Here is an 18,228-nt window from a genome sequence, read left to right as displayed (position 1 = left end):
TTATCCATGAGCTACACAGCAATATCGCCCTTTATATGTGGGTGCGGATTATAATCCTCCAGCTTGAAATCAGTATACTTAAAATCAAAAATCGATTTAACCTCAGGGTTTATTACCATACGTGGTAACTTTCGGGGTTCACGGGTCAGCTGTAGCTTAACCTGTTCAATATGGTTAAGGTAGATATGAGTATCGCCAAGGGTGTGAACAAACTCACCTGGTTCATACCCGCAAATCTGGGCCATCATCATGGTTAGCAGGGCATAGGAAGCTATATTAAAAGGAACGCCAAGGAACACATCGGCGCTGCGCTGGTAAAGCTGACACGAAAGTTTGCCGTTGGCAACATAGAACTGGAATAGAACATGACAGGGCGGTAAGGCCATATTCTCAATTTCACCTACATTCCATGCCGATACGATATGGCGCCGTGAATCGGGGTTATTTTTGAGGGAATCAACCACCCTACTTATCTGGTCAATATGCCTTCCATCGGCTGTTGGCCAGCTTCGCCACTGGTAGCCATAAACCGGGCCCAACTCGCCGTTGGCATCGGCCCACTCATCCCATATGGTTACTCCATTCTCGTTCAGGTACCGGATGTTGGTTTCCCCTTTGAGGAACCATAAAAGCTCATGGATTATCGATTTCAGGTGAAGCTTTTTGGTGGTAAGCAACGGAAAGCCCTCCTGCAAATCGAATCGCATCTGGTAACCAAAAACACTAATGGTTCCTGTTCCAGTTCGATCGTCTTTACGTACACCATGCTTAAGGATGTGATCGAGCAGATTAAGGTATTGAACCATGACCAAACATTTTTCTGCTCAAAAATATAAAAGAAAAACGAAGCGAGCGTGAACTGTTGATATCAAATGAAAACTTCTCCTTTTGCAGATAGATACCACCTACGAGCCCACACTGCCAGGGCAGCAATTATCAGTCTAATGCCTAGCATCCATGGAATTGAAACACCAATGGCTGCAAACAGGAGTAAATCCTCCAGGTTTGAGTGCGAAATGGCAATGTGGTAGTTAAGCAAATCGGCTTCAGGCTTTCTAATTCTTCCCTGGCTAACCTCATCGAGCATAACAGCTGAACCGTAGGCAAGCCCTAATGTGTTTGCAATAATCCACAGGAACGATGTTGATTGAGGCAGGCCAAGTAATTTTATTATGGGCGACATTGGAGCAGTTAAAACCTTTATGAGATTGAATTCCCTGAGCACCTCCTGCAATACCATTAACAGGAAAATTAGAACGATAATCTTAAAAATCATTCTAAATGCAGAGAACAGCCATCCCTGCAGGTGAGCAAATAGACTTAAAGTTTGGTCATGATTGGCAGGGTGTCCAAAAACCTGATCTAAAGGTGGAAGAGTAAGGTTTAGCATAAGGGCAGCTAAAAAAGCCATACCTAATCGTAAAGCAACCATATGCCATGCTTTTGAGCCGGTTTTCGACTGCACAGTGGTTTCAACAATTAGATTGTGAGCTATGAGGCTCATAACGGCAATAATGGTAACCTCACGTAGTGTTAAGGTTAACTGCGATAATACTGCTATTACTGAGTAGATATTCAGGAAAACCCCAGTTACAAAGGCTATGGCCGCCTCGCCCCGTAAACCAATCAACTTGAATGCCGGGGTTAAAAAAACGCTAATTGCATTTAGCAATCCAAAGTAACTCAAAACACTTACCAGTAACGATACGGGCAATGTAATCTTAAGTATCCAAAACGAAGTTTTTAGTGCTTTTGGGAAAGCTCTCTTGAGACATCCCAAAATTCTTTCGGAAAAAGAACCAATTAAAAACCTTAAGATAGCTGCAATGGCCAAAAGTATGCTTCGCATATCAATAACTATTGTTGCTATGATGCAGAACCTATGCAAAGGTTTAAAAAAGAATAAGCCCGGTTATCCCGGGCTTAGTGCGGATAGAGGGACTCGAACCCCCACGCCTTTCGGCACTAGATCCTAAGTCTAGCGCGGCTACCAATTACGCCATATCCGCAAAATTTCGGTGCAAAGTTATAAAGTATTTTTAAAATACCAATAACCTTAAATTATTTTGGATAATTATTTCCTAAGCTCAAAGTTTTGCCCCAGGTATAGCTTACGAACCTGTTCATCATCGGCAAGTTCTTCGGCAGTACCAGCTTTAAGTATTTCGCCATCGTAAAGTAGGTAAGCCCTATCGGTAATGGATAGTGTTTCATGGACATTATGGTCAGTGATAAGAATGCCGATATTCCTATCCTTGAGGTGGGCAACAATGTTCTGAATATCCTCCACGGCAATGGGATCAACCCCGGCAAAGGGCTCATCGAGCAGGATGAACTTGGGGTCAAGGGCAAGCGCACGGGCTATTTCGGTTCTACGTCGCTCACCACCTGAAAGCTGTATACCTAAACTTTTCCGAATTTTTTGTAGGCCAAACTCATTGAGCAACGACTCCAACTTCTCGTGCTGGTATTCCTTACTGAAGTTAGTCATCTCCAGTACGGCCTTAATGTTATCCTCAACGCTTAGCTGCCTAAAAACAGAAGCTTCCTGTGCAAGATAGCCAATACCGCGTTGTGCGCGACGGAACACCGGTTCGTCGGTTATCTCAACATCATCAAGGAAAATCCTGCCGGAGTTTGGCTTAATGAGACCAACAATCATATAGAAAGTTGTGGTTTTACCTGCCCCATTAGGGCCAAGCAACCCTACAATCTCCCCTTGACTTACCTCAACGCTTGCACCTTTAACAACAGTACGAGTCTTGTATCGCTTAACCAGTGTATCAGTATAGAGCCGCATAGTACAGTTAGCTATTCAATTTGTGCGTAAAAGTAACTATTTTATTTTACTCAAAGTATACCTTAATCTTTTTTAAATCGTACGGTATCCATATACTCTTCCAAAATCCGGTTCTAACTTTCAACTATGGCATAAAAATTGTAAAAATGCGATTAGAAATTTTTACGTAACTTTGCATAAGAAATTCTCAAAAATGATAAACCCTCCAAAACATACACCCCGGTGGATAGTGTTTTTAATCGATTTGGTTATATGCTTATTTTCCATAACCTTTTCGTTTTTTGTCAGGTTTGAGTTTTCTATTTCAGAGGAATACAGAATACTGCTAAAATCGGTTATCCCTTTAGTTCTTTTTATCAGAGCGGTTCACTTTTTATCGTTCCGTACCTTTGCAGGCCTTATTCGCTACACTAGTACCAAGGATGCCGAAAGAATTTTTGTTGTAACAAGCGTAAGTACTTTCGTACTTTTTGTCATCAACTTCATCAACTTTTTTATTAGCAGCCGTTTTATCATTCCAAACTCCATTTTACTGATTGATTACTTTTTGACCATAATACTAATGGTTGGGTCAAGACTTTTCTACAAAACACTTTACTATACCATCAGAAACTCTGACCTAAATAGTGAAAAGATACTAATAGTTGGGGTTGAACAATTTGCTGCGGCTGTTAAGCGCGCTATCGACAGGGAAAGCCTTTCAGGTATTCAAATAGTTGGGTTTATTGACCCATACAACAAGCAGGAAGGGAATAAGATAGAAAACATTGAGATATACAATATCGGCAAAATTGAGTACCTAATCCAGAAGCACGACGTTACCAAGGTTATTCTTGCAACCAAAAATCTTGATCCAAACCGAAAAAACAAGATTATTGAAAAGTGTTTAAACCTAAACGTTAGCGTTCAAACCATCCCCGATGCAAATGCATGGATTAACGGGGAGCTCAATGTAAAGCAGATTAAAAATATTAAAATTGAGGATTTACTTGAAAGGCCACCCATTGTCCTTGACAAAAAGCGAATACAGGACTACATTAAGGGTAAAGTGGTCTTGGTAACAGGTGCTGCCGGATCAATTGGTAGCGAGATGGTACGGCAAATCACCAAGTTTCGTCCCAACAAGATCATTCTTTTCGATGTGGCCGAAACACCCCTATACGAATTGGAACTTGAGCTGAAGGAAACTTTTCAGTTTTTCGACTTTGAAACTGTTATTGGAAGTGTTACAAACGAGTACAGGGTGAACAGGCTGTTTGAGGCATTTAAGCCACAAGTGGTTTTCCATGCTGCTGCCTACAAGCATGTTCCCATGATGGAGAATAACCCTACCGAAGCAGTGTTTAACAACGTTTTGGGAACAAAACTAGTTGCCGATATCGCCGTTAAATTTCACGTTGAGAAATTTGTAATGATTTCCACCGATAAAGCGGTAAACCCTACCAATGTGATGGGTGCAAGCAAACGTATAGCCGAGATCTACACCCAAACGCTGAACTATACTTCCCAAACAAAGTTTATTACTACCCGTTTTGGAAATGTTTTGGGTTCAAACGGATCGGTCATTCCACGCTTCAAGAAGCAAATTGAGAATGGGGGGCCAATTACCATTACACACCCGGACATTATCAGGTACTTCATGACCATCCCAGAGGCTTGTCAGCTTGTTCTTGAAGCGGGGGCAATGGGGCAAGGCGGCGAAATATTCATTTTCGACATGGGCAAGCCAGTAAAGATTCTCGATCTGGCCAAGAAGATGATTAAGCTCTCAGGACTTACTTATGGTAAGGATATTCAAATCAGCTTTACCGGACTTAGACCCGGGGAAAAACTATATGAGGAACTACTTAACAACAAGGAAAACACCATCCCTACCTACCATCCTAAGATTATGATTGCTAAAGTTAACGAGTATAAGCAGGAAGAGGTGATGCCCAAAATAATGGAATTAGTAAACACTCTTCCAAGCCACAATAATTTTAGGATAGTAAGTATAATGAAGGATATTGTCCCCGAATTTATCAGCCGTAACTCGGTTTACGAAGATATCGACCAGCAAAAAAAGTACAGAAATGAGCAGCAATCCAAAACTGCATAAATTTTTCCACCGTACACCCATCCAAATCAGGTTTAACGATATCGATCAGCTTTCACACGTAACCAACTCGGTTTACCAGCAGTACTTTGACCTGGGCAGGTTGAAATATTTTACTGAGGTTCTACAGGAAAAAATGAACTGGGAGATAGAGGGGCTGGTACTAGCGAGTATCACCATCGATTACCTTATTCCCATACGCATGTGGGATAATATTGAGGTATTAAGTAAGGTTTATGAAATTGGCAACAAAAGCCTAAAAATGCGGCAGGAGATTTTTAACAACACTACCGGTGAAGTGGCCGCAGTTAGCAAAGCTGTAATGGTTTGTTTCAGCAACGCGGCCGGCAAATCCATTCCCATCCCGCACCGTTGGAGAGAGTTAATATTAAACTTTGAGAAAGATTTACAGCTATAGGTTTAAATCAATCAACCCTTCAGGAAGTTCCATTTCAAGCAGCTTAGCCGAAGTATCAACCTCCACAATCAGTTCGTCAGCTGCTGGGATCAGTACATGTTTACCATCAGGAGTAACCAGCTCAAATGTTGCATTCATTGAGTACTCTGTGTAATCGACTATTACTCCAACCTCCGATTTATCGGTATTCAGCACTTTGTATCCAACTAAATCGGAAAGGTAAACTTCGTCCTCCAGCTCTATACTGGTGGAAGGGATTAACATTTTAATACCGTAAAGTTCCTGCGCTTGGTCAATAGAGTCCACATCATCGAACTTTACAATTGCTTTTTCAGGGTTTTGGAAACGAATACGGGTAATAAAAAAAGGAACCGGTATTCCTTCAATTTCAAGAAATACCGATTCCAATTCTTCGGGGTTGAACTCAACCGATGAGTTTAAACTCACCGCCAGTTCACCGTTAATGCCATGTGTTCTTTGGATATATCCAATCTCAACGAAACCGGCATCCCCCATGCACCTTAAGCCTCAGCGTTTTCGGTTTCCTCCGAAGTTGACTCTGCTTGAGAATCGGCTTCTTTGGCAGCCATTTCGGCGCGCTTCTTGGCTATTTCCTGAGCGCGAGCATCACGAACCTTCGATTCGGCTTCCATGCGTTTCTTCATCTCCTCGGCTTCGCCCTTGGCCAATGAATCAATCTTAGCCTTAATCTTAGCTTCCTTTTGGCTTACCCAATCCTGGAATTTAGCCTCAGCTTGCTCGGGGGTAAGAGCACCCTTTTTAACACCCTCAAGAAGGTGTTTCTTTAGCATTACACCTTTGTACGATAGGATAGCCCTACAGGTGTCAGTAGGTTGAGCGCCTTTTTGCAGCCAGTCCAATGCCCTATCAAAATTTAATTCAATAGTAGCAGGATTTGTAAGGGGATTGTATGAACCAATCCTCTCAATGAATCTGCCATCTCGTGGCGCCCTGCTATCCGCCACCACAATGTGGTAGAAAGGTCTTTTCTTCCTTCCCTGGCGGCTTAGTCTGATTTTTACAGGCATACTTTACGCTTTTAGTTAAACCTACTATTTTACTTTAGCGGCGCAAAGATATACTTTTTTTTACGATTTGGAACTCAGAAAATTGCTTTATTCTTATTTTGATATAAATTTTTGACAATTGCTATTTGAAAAAAAATATTAACCTTTGCAGGGTACGGGTTTGTTAAAAAACACTAAACCTACCAAGCATGAAAAGAATATCAACCATTACGCTAAAGCTGTTAGTTTTCTTATTGGTAATACTGCTATCATCGTTTGCAAACGCTGAAACCATTGCCAAAAAGATAAAAACCATCCCACAAGGTAGCGATTCAGCTTTTATTACCAAAACACTTGGCACACCAACCGAAATACAGGTGGTTTTCAGGTATTTCTACCAAGGGAATCAGGCCGTTTTTATTGACAGCGTTATAAGGGATATTCGGCTAGCTGAACCGCATAAAAAACTAAAAATTAAGCTGAAAAGGCAACTTAAAGCCGAACAGAAAAAGGAAACTCCCATATCATCGCTCAGGATTGGAATGAATATTTCTGAAGCGCTGGAGCGCGCAGGTGAGCCCGATAGTATAGTAAAAGGAGAGGATTGGTACTACACCAACAGGCATCGTATTGAAATGGCCAACGGAAAAGTTATTAAAACTGAGGTTCACCTAAAAGCCACACTTGAGACACTTGATTGGATATGGCTCAACTTTACAAAGGGTGGTTTGCTTTTTATGAACATCACCCTGGCTTTAATAATGTTTGGCATCGCCCTTCAAATCAAGATTGAGCATTTTAAGCTGTTGCTGGTTAGTCCTAAACCTGTTATTCTCGGTTTCCTTTCACAGTTCCTTGCTTTACCTTTGTTTACATTTCTACTAGTATTAATAATTCAACCAACACCAAGCGTTGCAATGGGTATGATACTTGTTGCAGCTTGCCCGGGAGGAAATATATCTAACTTCATTTCATCGTTGGCAAAGGGAAACGTGGCACTGTCAATTACTTTGACGGCCATTGCCACCCTTGCGGCAATATTTATGACACCCTTCAACTTTGCCTTTTGGGGAAAACTTTACTCAGCGGCCTCAAACCTGGTAATACCCATTGAGATTGATGCTTGGGAAATGATTAGAACCGTTCTGATACTGCTTGGAATACCGGTTATTCTTGGTATCGCCTTTGCCCGGTTCTTCCCAAATACTGCGGAGCGCATTTCAAAACCTTTTAAGATTTTTTCCATTGTGGCATTTTTGGGTTTTGTTGTTGCCGCGCTGGCTGCTAACTTTGGGTACTTCCTGAAATATATCCATCTAATTGCGCTAATTGTTCTTGTACACAATGGATTGGGGTTACTAGTAGGTTATACTATCCCAAGCATTTTTAAGCTTAGCAAGCAAGACCGAAGAACTATAGCAATTGAAACCGGTATTCAGAATTCAGGTCTTGGACTTGTGCTAATCTTTAACCCCAACCTATTCGATGGACTTGGCGGAATGGCCTTTATCGCTGCCTTTTGGGGTATATGGCACATAGTATCGGGACTTGGGATTGCCTATTACTGGTCAAGAAAACCCCTCTAAATGTATTTTTGTTTTTAATCCAACATAACTATGCCCACCAATCGTGAACGAATTGAGGAATGGTCAAAAGCATACTGGCTTTTAAGGTTTTACCAAAACTTTTTGTTTAAGCTTTACTTTAAAACCGAGATTGTTGGCATGGAAAAGCTTCCGCCTAATACTACCTTTATTTTTGCCCCCAACCACCAAAATGCGCTAATTGATGCGCTTGCCATGCTAACCCTTAAACATAGCTGGCAGCCCATTTTCCTTGCCCGTGCCGATATTTTTAAGAAACCGCTGGTATCAAAAATACTTACCTTTCTAAAAATCATGCCCGTTTACCGCATTCGCGATGGTTTTGAGAACCTCTCACTTAACGATAGTATTTTCCTAAAAACCATGGATATAATCCGTAAAGGAAATGGTCTTGTAATTCTCCCCGAGGGTAACCATGCTGGTTTCAAAATGCTACGACCACTAAAGAAGGGTATTGCCCGCATTGCCCTTCAAACCGAGGATGCTTCCGATGGCTCACTTAACATTCATATTGTCCCTGTTGGGCTGGACTACTCAAACTATGTTAGGTATAGGAGCAAATTGCTCATTCGGATTGGTGAACCTTTCCCTGTTAAGAAATACCTTGACCTTTACAGGCAAAACAAAGCACTTGCCTATAACGCCCTGATTGATGAACTATCAGAACGCATTAAAGCGGAAATGATTCATATTGAAGATGAACAGAACTATTATGAGTACCTTTTCCTAACCCAGCTTTTCCCAAAAAGATTTATCAAGGAGAACAAACTACCCAATACTCTAAACCAGGCATTTGAAATAAGCAAAAGGTTGATTTCCAAACTCGACAGCCTAAAGGAATCGGACAGGAGTACCTTCGATGGGATTATTCAGCTAACCCATGAGCTGAGGGATCGAATTTCAGCCAACCGGATTAAACTCCAAGCATTGCCGCTAAAGGTAAGTAAAGCTTTTAACCTGCTTTGGATGGTTCCGCTTTTTATCGTATTGTCGCCTTTGGCCATTTTTGGTTTCATCAACCATATCATACCTATAATTATTCCCTACCAGTTAAGTAAGAAATTTGAGGACGTTCAGTTCCATAGCTCAGTTCGCCATGCTGCGGGCTTGCTGTTATTGCCACTTGCATACCTAATCCAAACAGTAATTGTTGGACTGATTCTAAAAAGCTTAGCAATGGCATTGCTTTACCTTGTTTTACTACCTCCCACAGCAGTTATTCTTTACTACTGGCGTAAGTTGTTCTATAAGATTAGAGGATTAACCAGTATTTTGATTTTTGCGATGAGGAATAGAAATGAGTTTGAACTCATCAATAACCATTTCAACAGGTTAATGAATGATATTAAGTCGATATTTTAATTCGGAATATCTTGTTCTGTAATCATTATACCCATTCAACGTCAGGTTTTGCTGTAATACCATTACATTTGAAAATGAATGTAACTATTCTTATTTTTGCACGATGAAATATTAACCCGATGCTTAAGGCCCTAATTGTTGACGATGAGATTGCCTCGTTACGTACGCTTGAGCTGCTCCTAGGACATTTTGAGCAGCATATTGAGATTATTGGGGTTGCTCATTCTGCCAGTGAAGGTATCGATAAGGTAACCAAATATGATCCCGATATCGTTTTCCTCGACATCGAAATGCCGGGAGGTAGCGGCTTCGATTTCCTTGAGGGTTGTCCTCACCGGAACTTTGATGTTATCTTTATAACCGCATACAATAACTACGCCATCAAGGCCTTTAAGTATAGCGCTATCGTTTTTTTACTAAAGCCAATTGAGGTTGATGAACTCCACGAAGCGTTGGAAAAGGTTATCCGTCGGCGTTACTCAAACTTTGATGGCCGTAACAAGTATTTCGCCCTCTTTGAGAATATCAAGGAGATTATTCCCCAAAAGTTGGTGGTTTCAACAAATGACAAGTACGAGTGCCTTGATGTTGGCGAAATTGTTTTTGTTGAGAGTGTTCCTAACGGAACCCAAATCAAGCTGGTAAATGGCACCCATTTTCTGGCCAACAACCCTTTTGGCGACATTTGCACTTTGCTTGAGGAACGTAATTTTAGCTTCATCAACCCAAACTGCCTCATTAACCTTGGAATGATCCGCAAGATTTCAAATAAGCCAGAAAGTAATATAGAGCTGAAAAACCACGAGCTAATTACCGTAAGGGGCGAGTATCTGGAACGATTGAATCATCAGCTCGAGAATATTTCAAAATAAGCTGCTGTTTTGGGTAGAATTGTTGCACTTGATATCGGTCGTAAGCGAACGGGCATAGCCATGACCGATCCGTTGCGAATTATTGCATCGCCGCTGGAAACCATACCCACCCATAAGGTAATCGATTATCTTACTGAACTTTTTCTGAAGGAAAACATCGACATACTGGTAGTGGGCAATCCCCGCCAAATGAACAATACCCCTTCCGAAGCTGTTAACTACATAAAGCCCGTTATTAACGCCATCAAAAAGAGGTTCCCCGAAATGCCCATTGAACTTGTGGACGAAAGGTTTACCTCCAAAATGGCCTTGCAGGCCATGATTGATGGTGGCATGAAAAAGAAGGACAGGCGGGAAAAGAGCAATGTAGATAAAATCAGCGCTGCCATTATCCTGCAAAGCTACATGGAGGGATTAAAATATAAGTAGTAATTTTACGCGTTAATTAGGACAGATGATACGAACAGTTTACGTTTACGGATCGCCAGTATTGCGCAAGGTGGCTCAGAATATAACACCCGATTACCCCAAACTCGATGCACTTATAGCTGACATGTTCGAAACCATGGAGCAATCCGATGGTATTGGTTTGGCTGCCCCCCAAATTGGCCTTTCCATTAGGCTTTTTGTTGTTGATGGCACTCCCCTTGCCGACGATGACCCAACCCTTAAGGATTTCCGCAAGGTCTTTATAAACGCCCAGATTACTGAACGGTTTGGCGAGAAAGTAATTTATAACGAAGGTTGCTTAAGCCTGCCTGGCTTACATGAGGATGTTGAACGGGAGTCGAAAATTCGCATTCGTTACCACGACGAGAAGTTTGTGGAGCACGAGGAAGTGTATGAGGGCATGGCTGCCCGCATCATCCAGCATGAGTACGACCACCTGGATGGTATACTCTTTACCGACCGTGTATCGCCCATCCGCAAGCAGCTGCTCCGCTCAAAGCTCAATGCCATAGCCAAGGGCAAGTATAGCGCAAGCTACAAGTGCCGAATTGGTTAAATGGTACCTGGGTTTTTATTCTGCTAAATACTTCTTTGCAGCTAAAACTCTTATCGTATCCCTTTGAGAGTTTGAAAATTCAAATTTTGTTCAGCTAACAAAAGAAACGCTCTTTTGTTAACCTGTTCCCCGATATATTGGGATAAACTTTGCCGAGGAATCGCATATTTAGTGTACCGTGTTCCGTGTGCAGTGTACAGTGGGGGTGATGTTTAAGGATAAAGGATAAAGGATAAAGGATAAAGGATAAAGGATAAAAATTTAAAATTTCAGATTTCAGATTCATGACTGAAGGTGGTTTCTTAAGCCAACAACCATCAACTAAATTGTTATCACAGAGTTACACAGTGTAACACGGTGTTACACTGAATGGCATTCACGAACAACGATTCACGAGCAACGAACAACCTCTCCAGCCCCGTAGGGACTAAACATTTGTAACCCAATGGCTACTCCCATATGTTCAGCGATGCACGCATTTACATTCCAAAGAGCATCACTGAAACGTTGCATCGCAACAGAAAAGTATGGCCAAGAGCAATTGCCAAAAAACCAATCAAAAGAGATGCTTCGGCTAGCTCAGCATGTCAATCGTCTCATGAACTGAGCAACAACAAGTGTCACAGAGTTACACAGTGTAACACGGTGTTACACTGAATGGCATTCACGAACAACGATTCACGAGCAACGAACAACGTTTCCAGCCCCGTAGGGGCTAACCATTTGTAACTCCATGGCCACTCCCGCATTAATTGCGATGCACGCTATGGCATTCCAAAGATCGACTCTGAAACGTTGCATCGCAAAAGAAAAGCATGGCTAAGAGCAATTGCCGAAAAAACATCAAGAATTAAAGGTTAAGAGATGCTTCGACAAAGTCTATCCCGATAAATCGGGACTCAGCATGACAATCGTCTCATGAACTAATCAACAGCAAGTATCACATTGTAACTCGAAATTACACAGAGTCTAAACTGTGTTTCATATTGTAAATCCGTCAAATCTGCGTCATCTGTGTTCCATCTCAATTCACGAGCAACGAACAATCTCTCCTGCCCCGTAGGGGCTAAACATTTGTAACCCAATGGCTACTCACATATATAGAGCGATGCACGCATTTACATTCCAAAGAGCATCACTGAAACGTTGCATCGCAACAGAAAAGTATGGCCAAGAGCAATTGCCAAAAAACCAATCAAAAGGTATAAAGGTAATGAAAGTAAAAGAGATGCTTCGAAGAGCTCAGCATGACAAAGGGGACGTGGATGTCAAAAGTATTGTCGTTCCGAGCTAGTCGAGGAATCTCATTTAAAAAAGGGAATAAAGGTTCAAAGAGATGCTTCGGCTAGCTCAGCATGACAGATAGATGTTTCGTCGGAATCCATCCCGAACAAACGAGACAAAACATTAAAAATATCCTAAATTAAACAGTATTAATTCCTGAGTTATCAATGAAGGGCTCCCTCATACTTAAGTGGAGCCTTACTTTAGGACTAGACAATAATAAACCTACTATACCCTAAACACTAAAACTAACCACTTCAGCTTCAGTTCAATCAAAAATTTTTCTTTAAGCTATCCCTTGCTAATTAAATAATTAGTTGTATTTTTGCGTCCCGCTTATTATCAAATTAAAGGATCACAAAAAAGTTGGTATTAACCTAAAAATTAGGAGATTGCAGTGAATACGCAAAGTTACAAAACGGTAATGGCAAACGATGCCACCGTTAAAAAGGAGTGGGTTGTGATTGATGCTACTGACCAGGTGCTAGGTCGCCTATCGAGCCAAGTGGCAAAAATCCTAAGGGGGAAACACAAACCCAGCTACACCCCACACGTTGATTGTGGTGATAATGTAATTATCATCAATGCCGACAAGGTTCGTTTAACCGGTCGTAAGTTAACCGATAAGGAGTATGTACGCCACACCGGATACCCTGGTGGTCAGCGTTTCTCAACCCCTAAGGAAATGCTTCATCGCAAGCCCATTTGGGTTATTGAGCACGCTGTAAAGGGCATGCTGCCTAAGAACAGGCTTGGCGCCGAGATGTTCCGCAACCTTTACGTTTATGCTGGTTCCGAGCATCCGCACGAGGCACAACAACCAAAGAAAATTGAATTAAGCAACATTAAATAAGTTAACTTATGCAGGTTTATAACGGATTAGGTAGAAGAAAATCGGCTGTTGCCCGTGTTTACCTTCGCGAAGGTAAAGGCAACATCACCATAAATGGCCGCGACCTCAAGGAGTATTTCAGCTCAGAGCTGCTCCACTACGTGGTAAAGCAGCCTCTAATGGTACTTAACGCCACCGAAGGTTTTGACATTAAGGCAACCCTCGATGGTGGTGGTATAACCGGTCAGGCTGAGGCTCTTAGGCTTGGTATTGCCCGCGCACTTGTTGAGTACAACGAGGCAAACAGGGCTGTTATGCGCGCCAACGGTTTCTTAACCCGCGATCCTCGTGAGGTTGAACGTAAGAAACCCGGTAGGCCAAAAGCCAGAAAGAGATTCCAGTTCAGCAAACGTTAATGCTATCAATTGTTTAACAAACTATTTATTAACCATTTGGCAGGCAGTTTAGTAATAAATTGCCCAGACTCCCGAAAGGGACTACTGAGCGATTGCCAAAAAATCTAAACAAACAAAAAATGTCAAGAACAAATTTTCAGGAACTGCTCGAAGCAGGTGTGCACTTTGGTCACTTAAAGCGCAAGTGGAACGCAAAAATGGCTCCTTACATCTTTATGGAGAAAAACGGTATCCACATTATCGACCTGCACAAAACAGTAGTAAAAATCGATGAAGCTGCCGCTGCAGTAAAGCAAATCGCCAAATCGGGTCGTAAGATCCTTTTTGTTGCCACCAAAAAACAGGCAAAGGACATTGTTGCCGAACGTATCAAGGCTATTAACATGCCTTACGTTACTGAGCGTTGGCCTGGTGGTATGCTCACCAACTTTCCCACCATCCGCAAAGCCGTTAAAAAGATGAACAGCATCGATAAGATGATGACCGACGGCACTTTCGACACCCTTTCAAAGCGTGAAAAGCTCCAAATTCAACGCCAACGCGCCAAGCTGGAAAAGAACCTTGGTTCAATTGCCAACCTCAACCGCTTACCAGCAGCCCTTTTTGTGGTTGACGTTCAAAAGGAATACATCGCCGTTCGTGAAGCTAACAGGCTTAACATTCCGGTTATCGCAATGGTTGATACCTGCTGTGATCCTACTCCAATCGATTTTGTGATACCCGCTAACGACGATGCATCCAAATCTATCGCCCTGATTGTTGACATCATGGCTAAAGCCATTCAGGAAGGGCTAGAGGAACGTAAGGCTGAAAAGGATAAGGAACCTGCCGCTGCCGAAAAAGAGGAGGGCGTAAAAACCCGCGCTCGCAAGGCAAAAAAGGCTGCCGATGTAGTTGAAGAGCCCGAAGATGAGGATGAAGCCGACGAGGTTGAAGAGGTTGAAAAACCCACTGCCACTATCGTTGACGATGAGATTGACGAAGAATAACAACTTAGACCCTAAAAAAACTAAATACCATGGCTGAAATTACAGCTGCTGATGTAGCAAAACTTCGTAAACTTACCGGAGCAGGCATGATGGACTGCAAGAATGCTCTGGTTGAAGCTAACGGCGATATGGAACGCGCCATTGAACTTATCCGCGAACGCGGTAAGGCCATTGCCAACAAACGTGCCGACCGTGAAGCCGGCGAAGGCGCTGCCCTTTCAAAGGTTAACCAGGCCGGTACCCGCGGTGCCATGATTGTTCTTAACTGCGAAACCGACTTTGTTGCTAAGAATGCCGATTTCCTTGGCGTAGCCAATAAAATACTTGACCATGCCCTGAATACAGCACCTGCCAACCTCGACGCGCTCAAGGAATCGAGCCTCGATGGCCGCAAGGTAGCCGATTTTGTTGCCGAGTTCTCCGGTATTACCGGCGAAAAGGTTGAACTATCGTACTATGAGCAGGTTGAAGCACCCATGGTGGTTTCATACATCCACATGGGCAACAAGCTGGCTACTTTGGTAGGCTTCAGCAAAGCAATCGATATCCAGGCCGCTAAGGATGTTGCCATGCAGGTTGCCGCCATGAGCCCTGTGGCTATTGACAAAGACGATGTTCCCGAAGATATACGCCAGAAGGAGTTTGAAATTGGCCGCGAGCAGGCACGCCTTGAGGGCAAACCCGAGAACATGCTCGATAAGATTGCCGAAGGCAAGCTACAGAAATTTTACAAGGAGAGCACCCTGCTCAACCAGGAATTTGTTAAGGATAGCAAGTTAACCATACGCCAGTACCTGCAAAGCGTCGATAAGGACGTTAAGGTAACCGCATTCAAACGCGTATCGCTCAACCTATAATCCTTACAGCATATTACATTGAAAGGAGAGCAACCCTGCTCTCCTTTTTTATTATATCTACTCAATGTCGTTTAGTTAACAAAAATATACATGCCTATCATCTCGCGCGGCCTGTCCCGCCCTAGCGGGGAGCGAAGGATCTCTAATCTACCCATGAGATGTTTCGATTGCGCTCAACATGACAAAGGGAGTTAGGGAGCCAATGATGTTGTCATCCCGAGCGTAGTCGAGGGATCTCATAAAAGGATAACAGGAGAAAGAGATGCCTCGCCTGGGCTCAGCATGACAACCCACTCATGAACCGAGCAACAGCAAGTATCACAGAGTTACACAATGCTACACTGTGTTACACAGGGTATGTGACGTGATATTCACGAACAACGATTAACGAACAACGTCTCAAGCCCCGTCGGGGCGTAAAATTTGTAACACCATGGTTATTCCCACATGCATAGCGATGCACTCAATACATTTTCCAAAGAGCAAAGGTGAAGCTTTGCATCGCAACATAAAAATCAATACAAAGAGCCGTTTTCATGTTCTTTCTTGTCTTGATACAAGAAAGAACCAAAGAAAATCAAGGCTGAAAAGCCCGACCCGATGGGTACCCCGCGGGTGGAACTGCCACGCGATACTATTCGCCACGCCTGCAGCGTGGCTCATATGGTATCGCTAACTAGACCCACCGCCACGTTCCACCCCCCGACCCATTAACGGGTCAGGCTTTTATGCCTCTGCTTGCTTCTTACGCTCCATTCCCTCTCAAGGAAAAGGCTGGGTTGAGGTCGTTTCCCACGAACAACAAGCAACTTACACGAATAACTTCATTTGTCATCCTGAGCGTAGCGAAGGATCTCTAATCGACCCATTGAGATGTTTCGCTTGCGCTCAACATGACAATAGTTTCAAGAACAACGAGCAACGCTTCCAGCCCCGTAGGGGCGAAATATTTGTAACCCAATGGCTTCTCCCTCGTGTGTTGCGATGCATGTAATGTATATGCCAAAGAGCAAGGTGGAAAAATTGCATCGCAACTGAAGAGCATGGCAAAGAGCGGTTTACAAAATAAGCAACAAGGATTAAAGGTAAAGAGATGCTTCGGCTAGTTCAGTATGACAAGGGAGCAGAAAGGAAGATAGGGTTTTTGTCATCCTTAACAAAGTCGAGGGATCTCTTCAAAGGATTGAAGAGAAAAGAGCAATGAGATGCTTCGGCGAAGTCTATCCCTATAAATCGGGACTCAGCACGACAGCGTAATGTTTAGCTTGCGCGCAACATGACAAATAACCTTAACTAAACATCATTGAAATCTAACTACTAACCCAATTCACTGACGTAAACACAGATACGTCAATTGATTATATCAATTGATGTGACTTGAATAAATAATTTTTTTTAACTTTACTAAAAGAATTATGTGACAAATTGAAAAAGAAGAACTTAAAACAATCACCTGTTCAGTAAAGTTTAGGTAAGGCCCCAATATTCACCCATTGAACATGAAAAACGTAACTATAAAAGTTGATAGACACCGCGACGAAGAAGTTATATGCTTTATATGTGAAAAGGACATACAACTAATAGAGATACTTAAAACTAAGCTCAATGCACATTGGAGTGCCACAAAAAAATGTTGGTATCTGCCCATTTCTCAGTTCAATTTAAACAAAGCATTTGAAGCATTTAAAAGCATAGCTTGGTTGGATATAAAGAATCTACCTCATACATCAAACGAAGATAAATACCAGATAGATACTCAGCAGGAAAAAGAAAGGTTTGAAAAATGGCTAAAATTTAGACGTTATAGCCCCAATACAATCAAAACCTATACAGATGCGTTGGTTGTTTTTCTCAGCTATTTTGACCATAAACCGGTTTCTGAATTGTCCAACGACGATGTGGTATTATTTGTAAACCAATATATACTAAAGCGCAAGTATAGCTTTTCGTATCAAAACCAAATAGTTAATGCACTAAAACTTTACTTCCGGGAAATACGCAAAAGCAAAATAGAGGTTGAGAAGTTGCAACGCCCCCGTCGGGAGCATAAGCTGCCAAATGTTTTAAGCAAGGAAGAGGTCAAAGCCATACTCCATGCCCCAACCAACGTAAAGCATCGCACCATGCTAAGCCTGATATACGCTTGCGGACTTCGTCGAAGCGAACTATTGAACCTAAAAATTGGAGACGTTGACTCAAAACGCCATATGCTCATTATTCGAAACGCGAAGGGCTATAAAGACAGACAAGTACCTATTTCAGACAAAACCATTGAGATGCTCAGAGAATACTATAAAATGTATAGGCCAAAAGTATGGTTGTTTGAGGGGCAGAAAAATGGTGAAAAATATTCTGAAACGAGTTTACAAGAAGTTTTAAAATCAGCAATAAAAAAGGCGGGAATAAAAAAACCTGTAAGCCTTCATTGGTTAAGACATTCATATGCCACACATTAGAATCAGGAACTGACCTGCGTTACATTCAGGAATTACTTGGACATAAGAGCAGTAAAACAACTGAAATTTATACTCATGTTTCTCAAAAAAGTTTGCAAAAAATTAAATCGCCATTTGATTTTTTGTAAAAAAAATCACTACTGAACGACTAAAAAAAATAGGGGCTATTTCCCGAAGGATTCACCCCAAGTTGTAAGTTTGTTTTTGCG

16 protein-coding genes, 1 tRNA gene and 1 pseudogene are annotated in these 18,228 nt (G+C 42.3%); 12 read left to right on the top strand and 6 right to left on the bottom strand.

Annotated features, from left to right (window positions below; all coding sequences use genetic code 11):
* Positions 1-11 precede the first annotated feature (11 nt).
* The 4 genes from WHS63_RS06140 to lptB form a co-directional block, all read right to left on the bottom strand.
* On the bottom strand, positions 12-806 hold the full coding sequence (locus tag WHS63_RS06140) for a thymidylate synthase (protein WP_445204340.1): 795 nt from the start codon (positions 804-806) through the stop codon (positions 12-14).
* Positions 807-868: 62 nt separating this feature from the next.
* The gene (locus WHS63_RS06135) at positions 869-1,849 is read right to left on the bottom strand and encodes a nucleoside recognition domain-containing protein (RefSeq protein WP_445204339.1); all 981 of its coding nucleotides are present in this window, start codon (positions 1,847-1,849) and stop codon (positions 869-871) included.
* 78 nt (positions 1,850-1,927) lie between these two features.
* Positions 1,928-2,009, bottom strand: a tRNA-Leu gene (locus tag WHS63_RS06130).
* A 65-nt stretch (positions 2,010-2,074) separates the two neighbouring features.
* Positions 2,075-2,800, bottom strand: a complete 726-nt coding sequence (lptB, locus tag WHS63_RS06125; RefSeq protein WP_445200027.1) for an LPS export ABC transporter ATP-binding protein — start codon at positions 2,798-2,800, stop codon at positions 2,075-2,077.
* A gap of 193 nt (positions 2,801-2,993) precedes the next feature.
* Between lptB and WHS63_RS06120 the strand changes: the two genes are divergently transcribed.
* On the top strand, positions 2,994-4,898 hold the full coding sequence (locus WHS63_RS06120; protein WP_445204338.1) for a polysaccharide biosynthesis protein: 1,905 nt from the start codon (positions 2,994-2,996) through the stop codon (positions 4,896-4,898).
* Positions 4,873-5,313: an acyl-CoA thioesterase gene (locus WHS63_RS06115; protein ID WP_445204337.1), complete on the top strand. Its 441-nt coding sequence runs from the start codon at positions 4,873-4,875 to the stop codon at positions 5,311-5,313. The genes WHS63_RS06120 and WHS63_RS06115 overlap by 26 nt, the downstream gene beginning before the upstream one ends.
* Here WHS63_RS06115 and rimM read toward each other — a convergent pair.
* Together rimM and WHS63_RS06105 are read right to left on the bottom strand one after the other, a co-directional pair.
* Positions 5,308-5,829, bottom strand: a complete 522-nt coding sequence (rimM, locus tag WHS63_RS06110) for a ribosome maturation factor RimM (RefSeq protein ID WP_445204336.1) — start codon at positions 5,827-5,829, stop codon at positions 5,308-5,310. The two genes, WHS63_RS06115 and rimM, sit on opposite strands and share 6 nt — an antisense overlap.
* A gap of 5 nt (positions 5,830-5,834) precedes the next feature.
* Positions 5,835-6,362 carry a 30S ribosomal protein S16 gene (locus WHS63_RS06105; RefSeq protein WP_369488637.1) on the bottom strand — a complete coding sequence of 176 codons (528 nt, stop codon included), beginning with the start codon at positions 6,360-6,362 and terminating at the stop codon, positions 5,835-5,837.
* Positions 6,363-6,550: 188 nt separating this feature from the next.
* Here WHS63_RS06105 and WHS63_RS06100 point away from each other — a divergent pair, with 188 nt between their 5' ends.
* From WHS63_RS06100 to xerA, 10 genes and pseudogenes are all read left to right on the top strand, one after another.
* The gene (locus WHS63_RS06100; protein WP_445204335.1) at positions 6,551-7,927 is read left to right on the top strand and encodes a bile acid:sodium symporter family protein; all 1,377 of its coding nucleotides are present in this window, start codon (positions 6,551-6,553) and stop codon (positions 7,925-7,927) included.
* A 30-nt stretch (positions 7,928-7,957) separates the two neighbouring features.
* Positions 7,958-9,307: a 1-acyl-sn-glycerol-3-phosphate acyltransferase gene (locus WHS63_RS06095; RefSeq protein ID WP_445204334.1), complete on the top strand. Its 1,350-nt coding sequence runs from the start codon at positions 7,958-7,960 to the stop codon at positions 9,305-9,307.
* 119 nt (positions 9,308-9,426) lie between these two features.
* The gene (locus WHS63_RS06090; protein WP_445204333.1) at positions 9,427-10,179 is read left to right on the top strand and encodes a LytR/AlgR family response regulator transcription factor; all 753 of its coding nucleotides are present in this window, start codon (positions 9,427-9,429) and stop codon (positions 10,177-10,179) included.
* A 9-nt stretch (positions 10,180-10,188) separates the two neighbouring features.
* The gene (gene ruvX, locus WHS63_RS06085; RefSeq protein WP_369488644.1) at positions 10,189-10,608 is read left to right on the top strand and encodes a Holliday junction resolvase RuvX; all 420 of its coding nucleotides are present in this window, start codon (positions 10,189-10,191) and stop codon (positions 10,606-10,608) included.
* A gap of 25 nt (positions 10,609-10,633) precedes the next feature.
* On the top strand, positions 10,634-11,185 hold the full coding sequence (gene def, locus WHS63_RS06080; protein WP_445204332.1) for a peptide deformylase: 552 nt from the start codon (positions 10,634-10,636) through the stop codon (positions 11,183-11,185).
* A gap of 1,681 nt (positions 11,186-12,866) precedes the next feature.
* The gene (gene rplM, locus WHS63_RS06075) at positions 12,867-13,322 is read left to right on the top strand and encodes a 50S ribosomal protein L13 (RefSeq protein ID WP_445199546.1); all 456 of its coding nucleotides are present in this window, start codon (positions 12,867-12,869) and stop codon (positions 13,320-13,322) included.
* Positions 13,323-13,330: 8 nt separating this feature from the next.
* The gene (gene rpsI, locus WHS63_RS06070; protein WP_369488650.1) at positions 13,331-13,717 is read left to right on the top strand and encodes a 30S ribosomal protein S9; all 387 of its coding nucleotides are present in this window, start codon (positions 13,331-13,333) and stop codon (positions 13,715-13,717) included.
* 119 nt (positions 13,718-13,836) lie between these two features.
* Positions 13,837-14,706, top strand: coding sequence for a 30S ribosomal protein S2 (gene rpsB / locus WHS63_RS06065; RefSeq protein WP_369488652.1), 870 nt, complete (start codon positions 13,837-13,839; stop codon positions 14,704-14,706).
* Between the two features lie 29 nt (positions 14,707-14,735).
* Positions 14,736-15,563, top strand: a complete 828-nt coding sequence (gene tsf / locus WHS63_RS06060) for a translation elongation factor Ts (RefSeq protein WP_445204331.1) — start codon at positions 14,736-14,738, stop codon at positions 15,561-15,563.
* 1,499 nt (positions 15,564-17,062) lie between these two features.
* Positions 17,063-18,147 (top strand): annotated as a pseudogene (gene xerA, locus WHS63_RS06055) (site-specific tyrosine recombinase/integron integrase).
* Positions 18,148-18,228: the final 81 nt, after the last annotated feature.

Origin of the sequence: Tenuifilum sp., from assembly GCF_037481895.1 — a bacterium.
Lineage (GTDB): Bacteria > Bacteroidota > Bacteroidia > Bacteroidales > Tenuifilaceae > Tenuifilum > Tenuifilum osseticum.
Note: the sequence above shows the minus strand (reverse complement) of the source record. Positions and strands in the feature narration are given on the sequence as shown.

Coding starts and splice junctions, on each gene's coding strand:
- WHS63_RS06140 (WP_445204340.1), bottom strand. CDS start 806: ATGGTTCAATACCTTAATCTGCTCGATCACATCCTTAAGCATGGTGTA.
- rimM (WP_445204336.1), bottom strand. CDS start 5,829: ATGGGGGATGCCGGTTTCGTTGAGATTGGATATATCCAAAGAACACAT.
- def (WP_445204332.1), top strand. CDS start 10,634: ATGATACGAACAGTTTACGTTTACGGATCGCCAGTATTGCGCAAGGTG.
- WHS63_RS06135 (WP_445204339.1), bottom strand. CDS start 1,849: ATGCGAAGCATACTTTTGGCCATTGCAGCTATCTTAAGGTTTTTAATT.
- lptB (WP_445200027.1), bottom strand. CDS start 2,800: ATGCGGCTCTATACTGATACACTGGTTAAGCGATACAAGACTCGTACT.
- WHS63_RS06095 (WP_445204334.1), top strand. CDS start 7,958: ATGCCCACCAATCGTGAACGAATTGAGGAATGGTCAAAAGCATACTGG.
- WHS63_RS06120 (WP_445204338.1), top strand. CDS start 2,994: ATGATAAACCCTCCAAAACATACACCCCGGTGGATAGTGTTTTTAATC.
- WHS63_RS06100 (WP_445204335.1), top strand. CDS start 6,551: ATGAAAAGAATATCAACCATTACGCTAAAGCTGTTAGTTTTCTTATTG.
- rpsB (WP_369488652.1), top strand. CDS start 13,837: ATGTCAAGAACAAATTTTCAGGAACTGCTCGAAGCAGGTGTGCACTTT.
- WHS63_RS06115 (WP_445204337.1), top strand. CDS start 4,873: ATGAGCAGCAATCCAAAACTGCATAAATTTTTCCACCGTACACCCATC.
- rpsI (WP_369488650.1), top strand. CDS start 13,331: ATGCAGGTTTATAACGGATTAGGTAGAAGAAAATCGGCTGTTGCCCGT.
- WHS63_RS06090 (WP_445204333.1), top strand. CDS start 9,427: ATGCTTAAGGCCCTAATTGTTGACGATGAGATTGCCTCGTTACGTACG.
- tsf (WP_445204331.1), top strand. CDS start 14,736: ATGGCTGAAATTACAGCTGCTGATGTAGCAAAACTTCGTAAACTTACC.
- WHS63_RS06105 (WP_369488637.1), bottom strand. CDS start 6,362: ATGCCTGTAAAAATCAGACTAAGCCGCCAGGGAAGGAAGAAAAGACCT.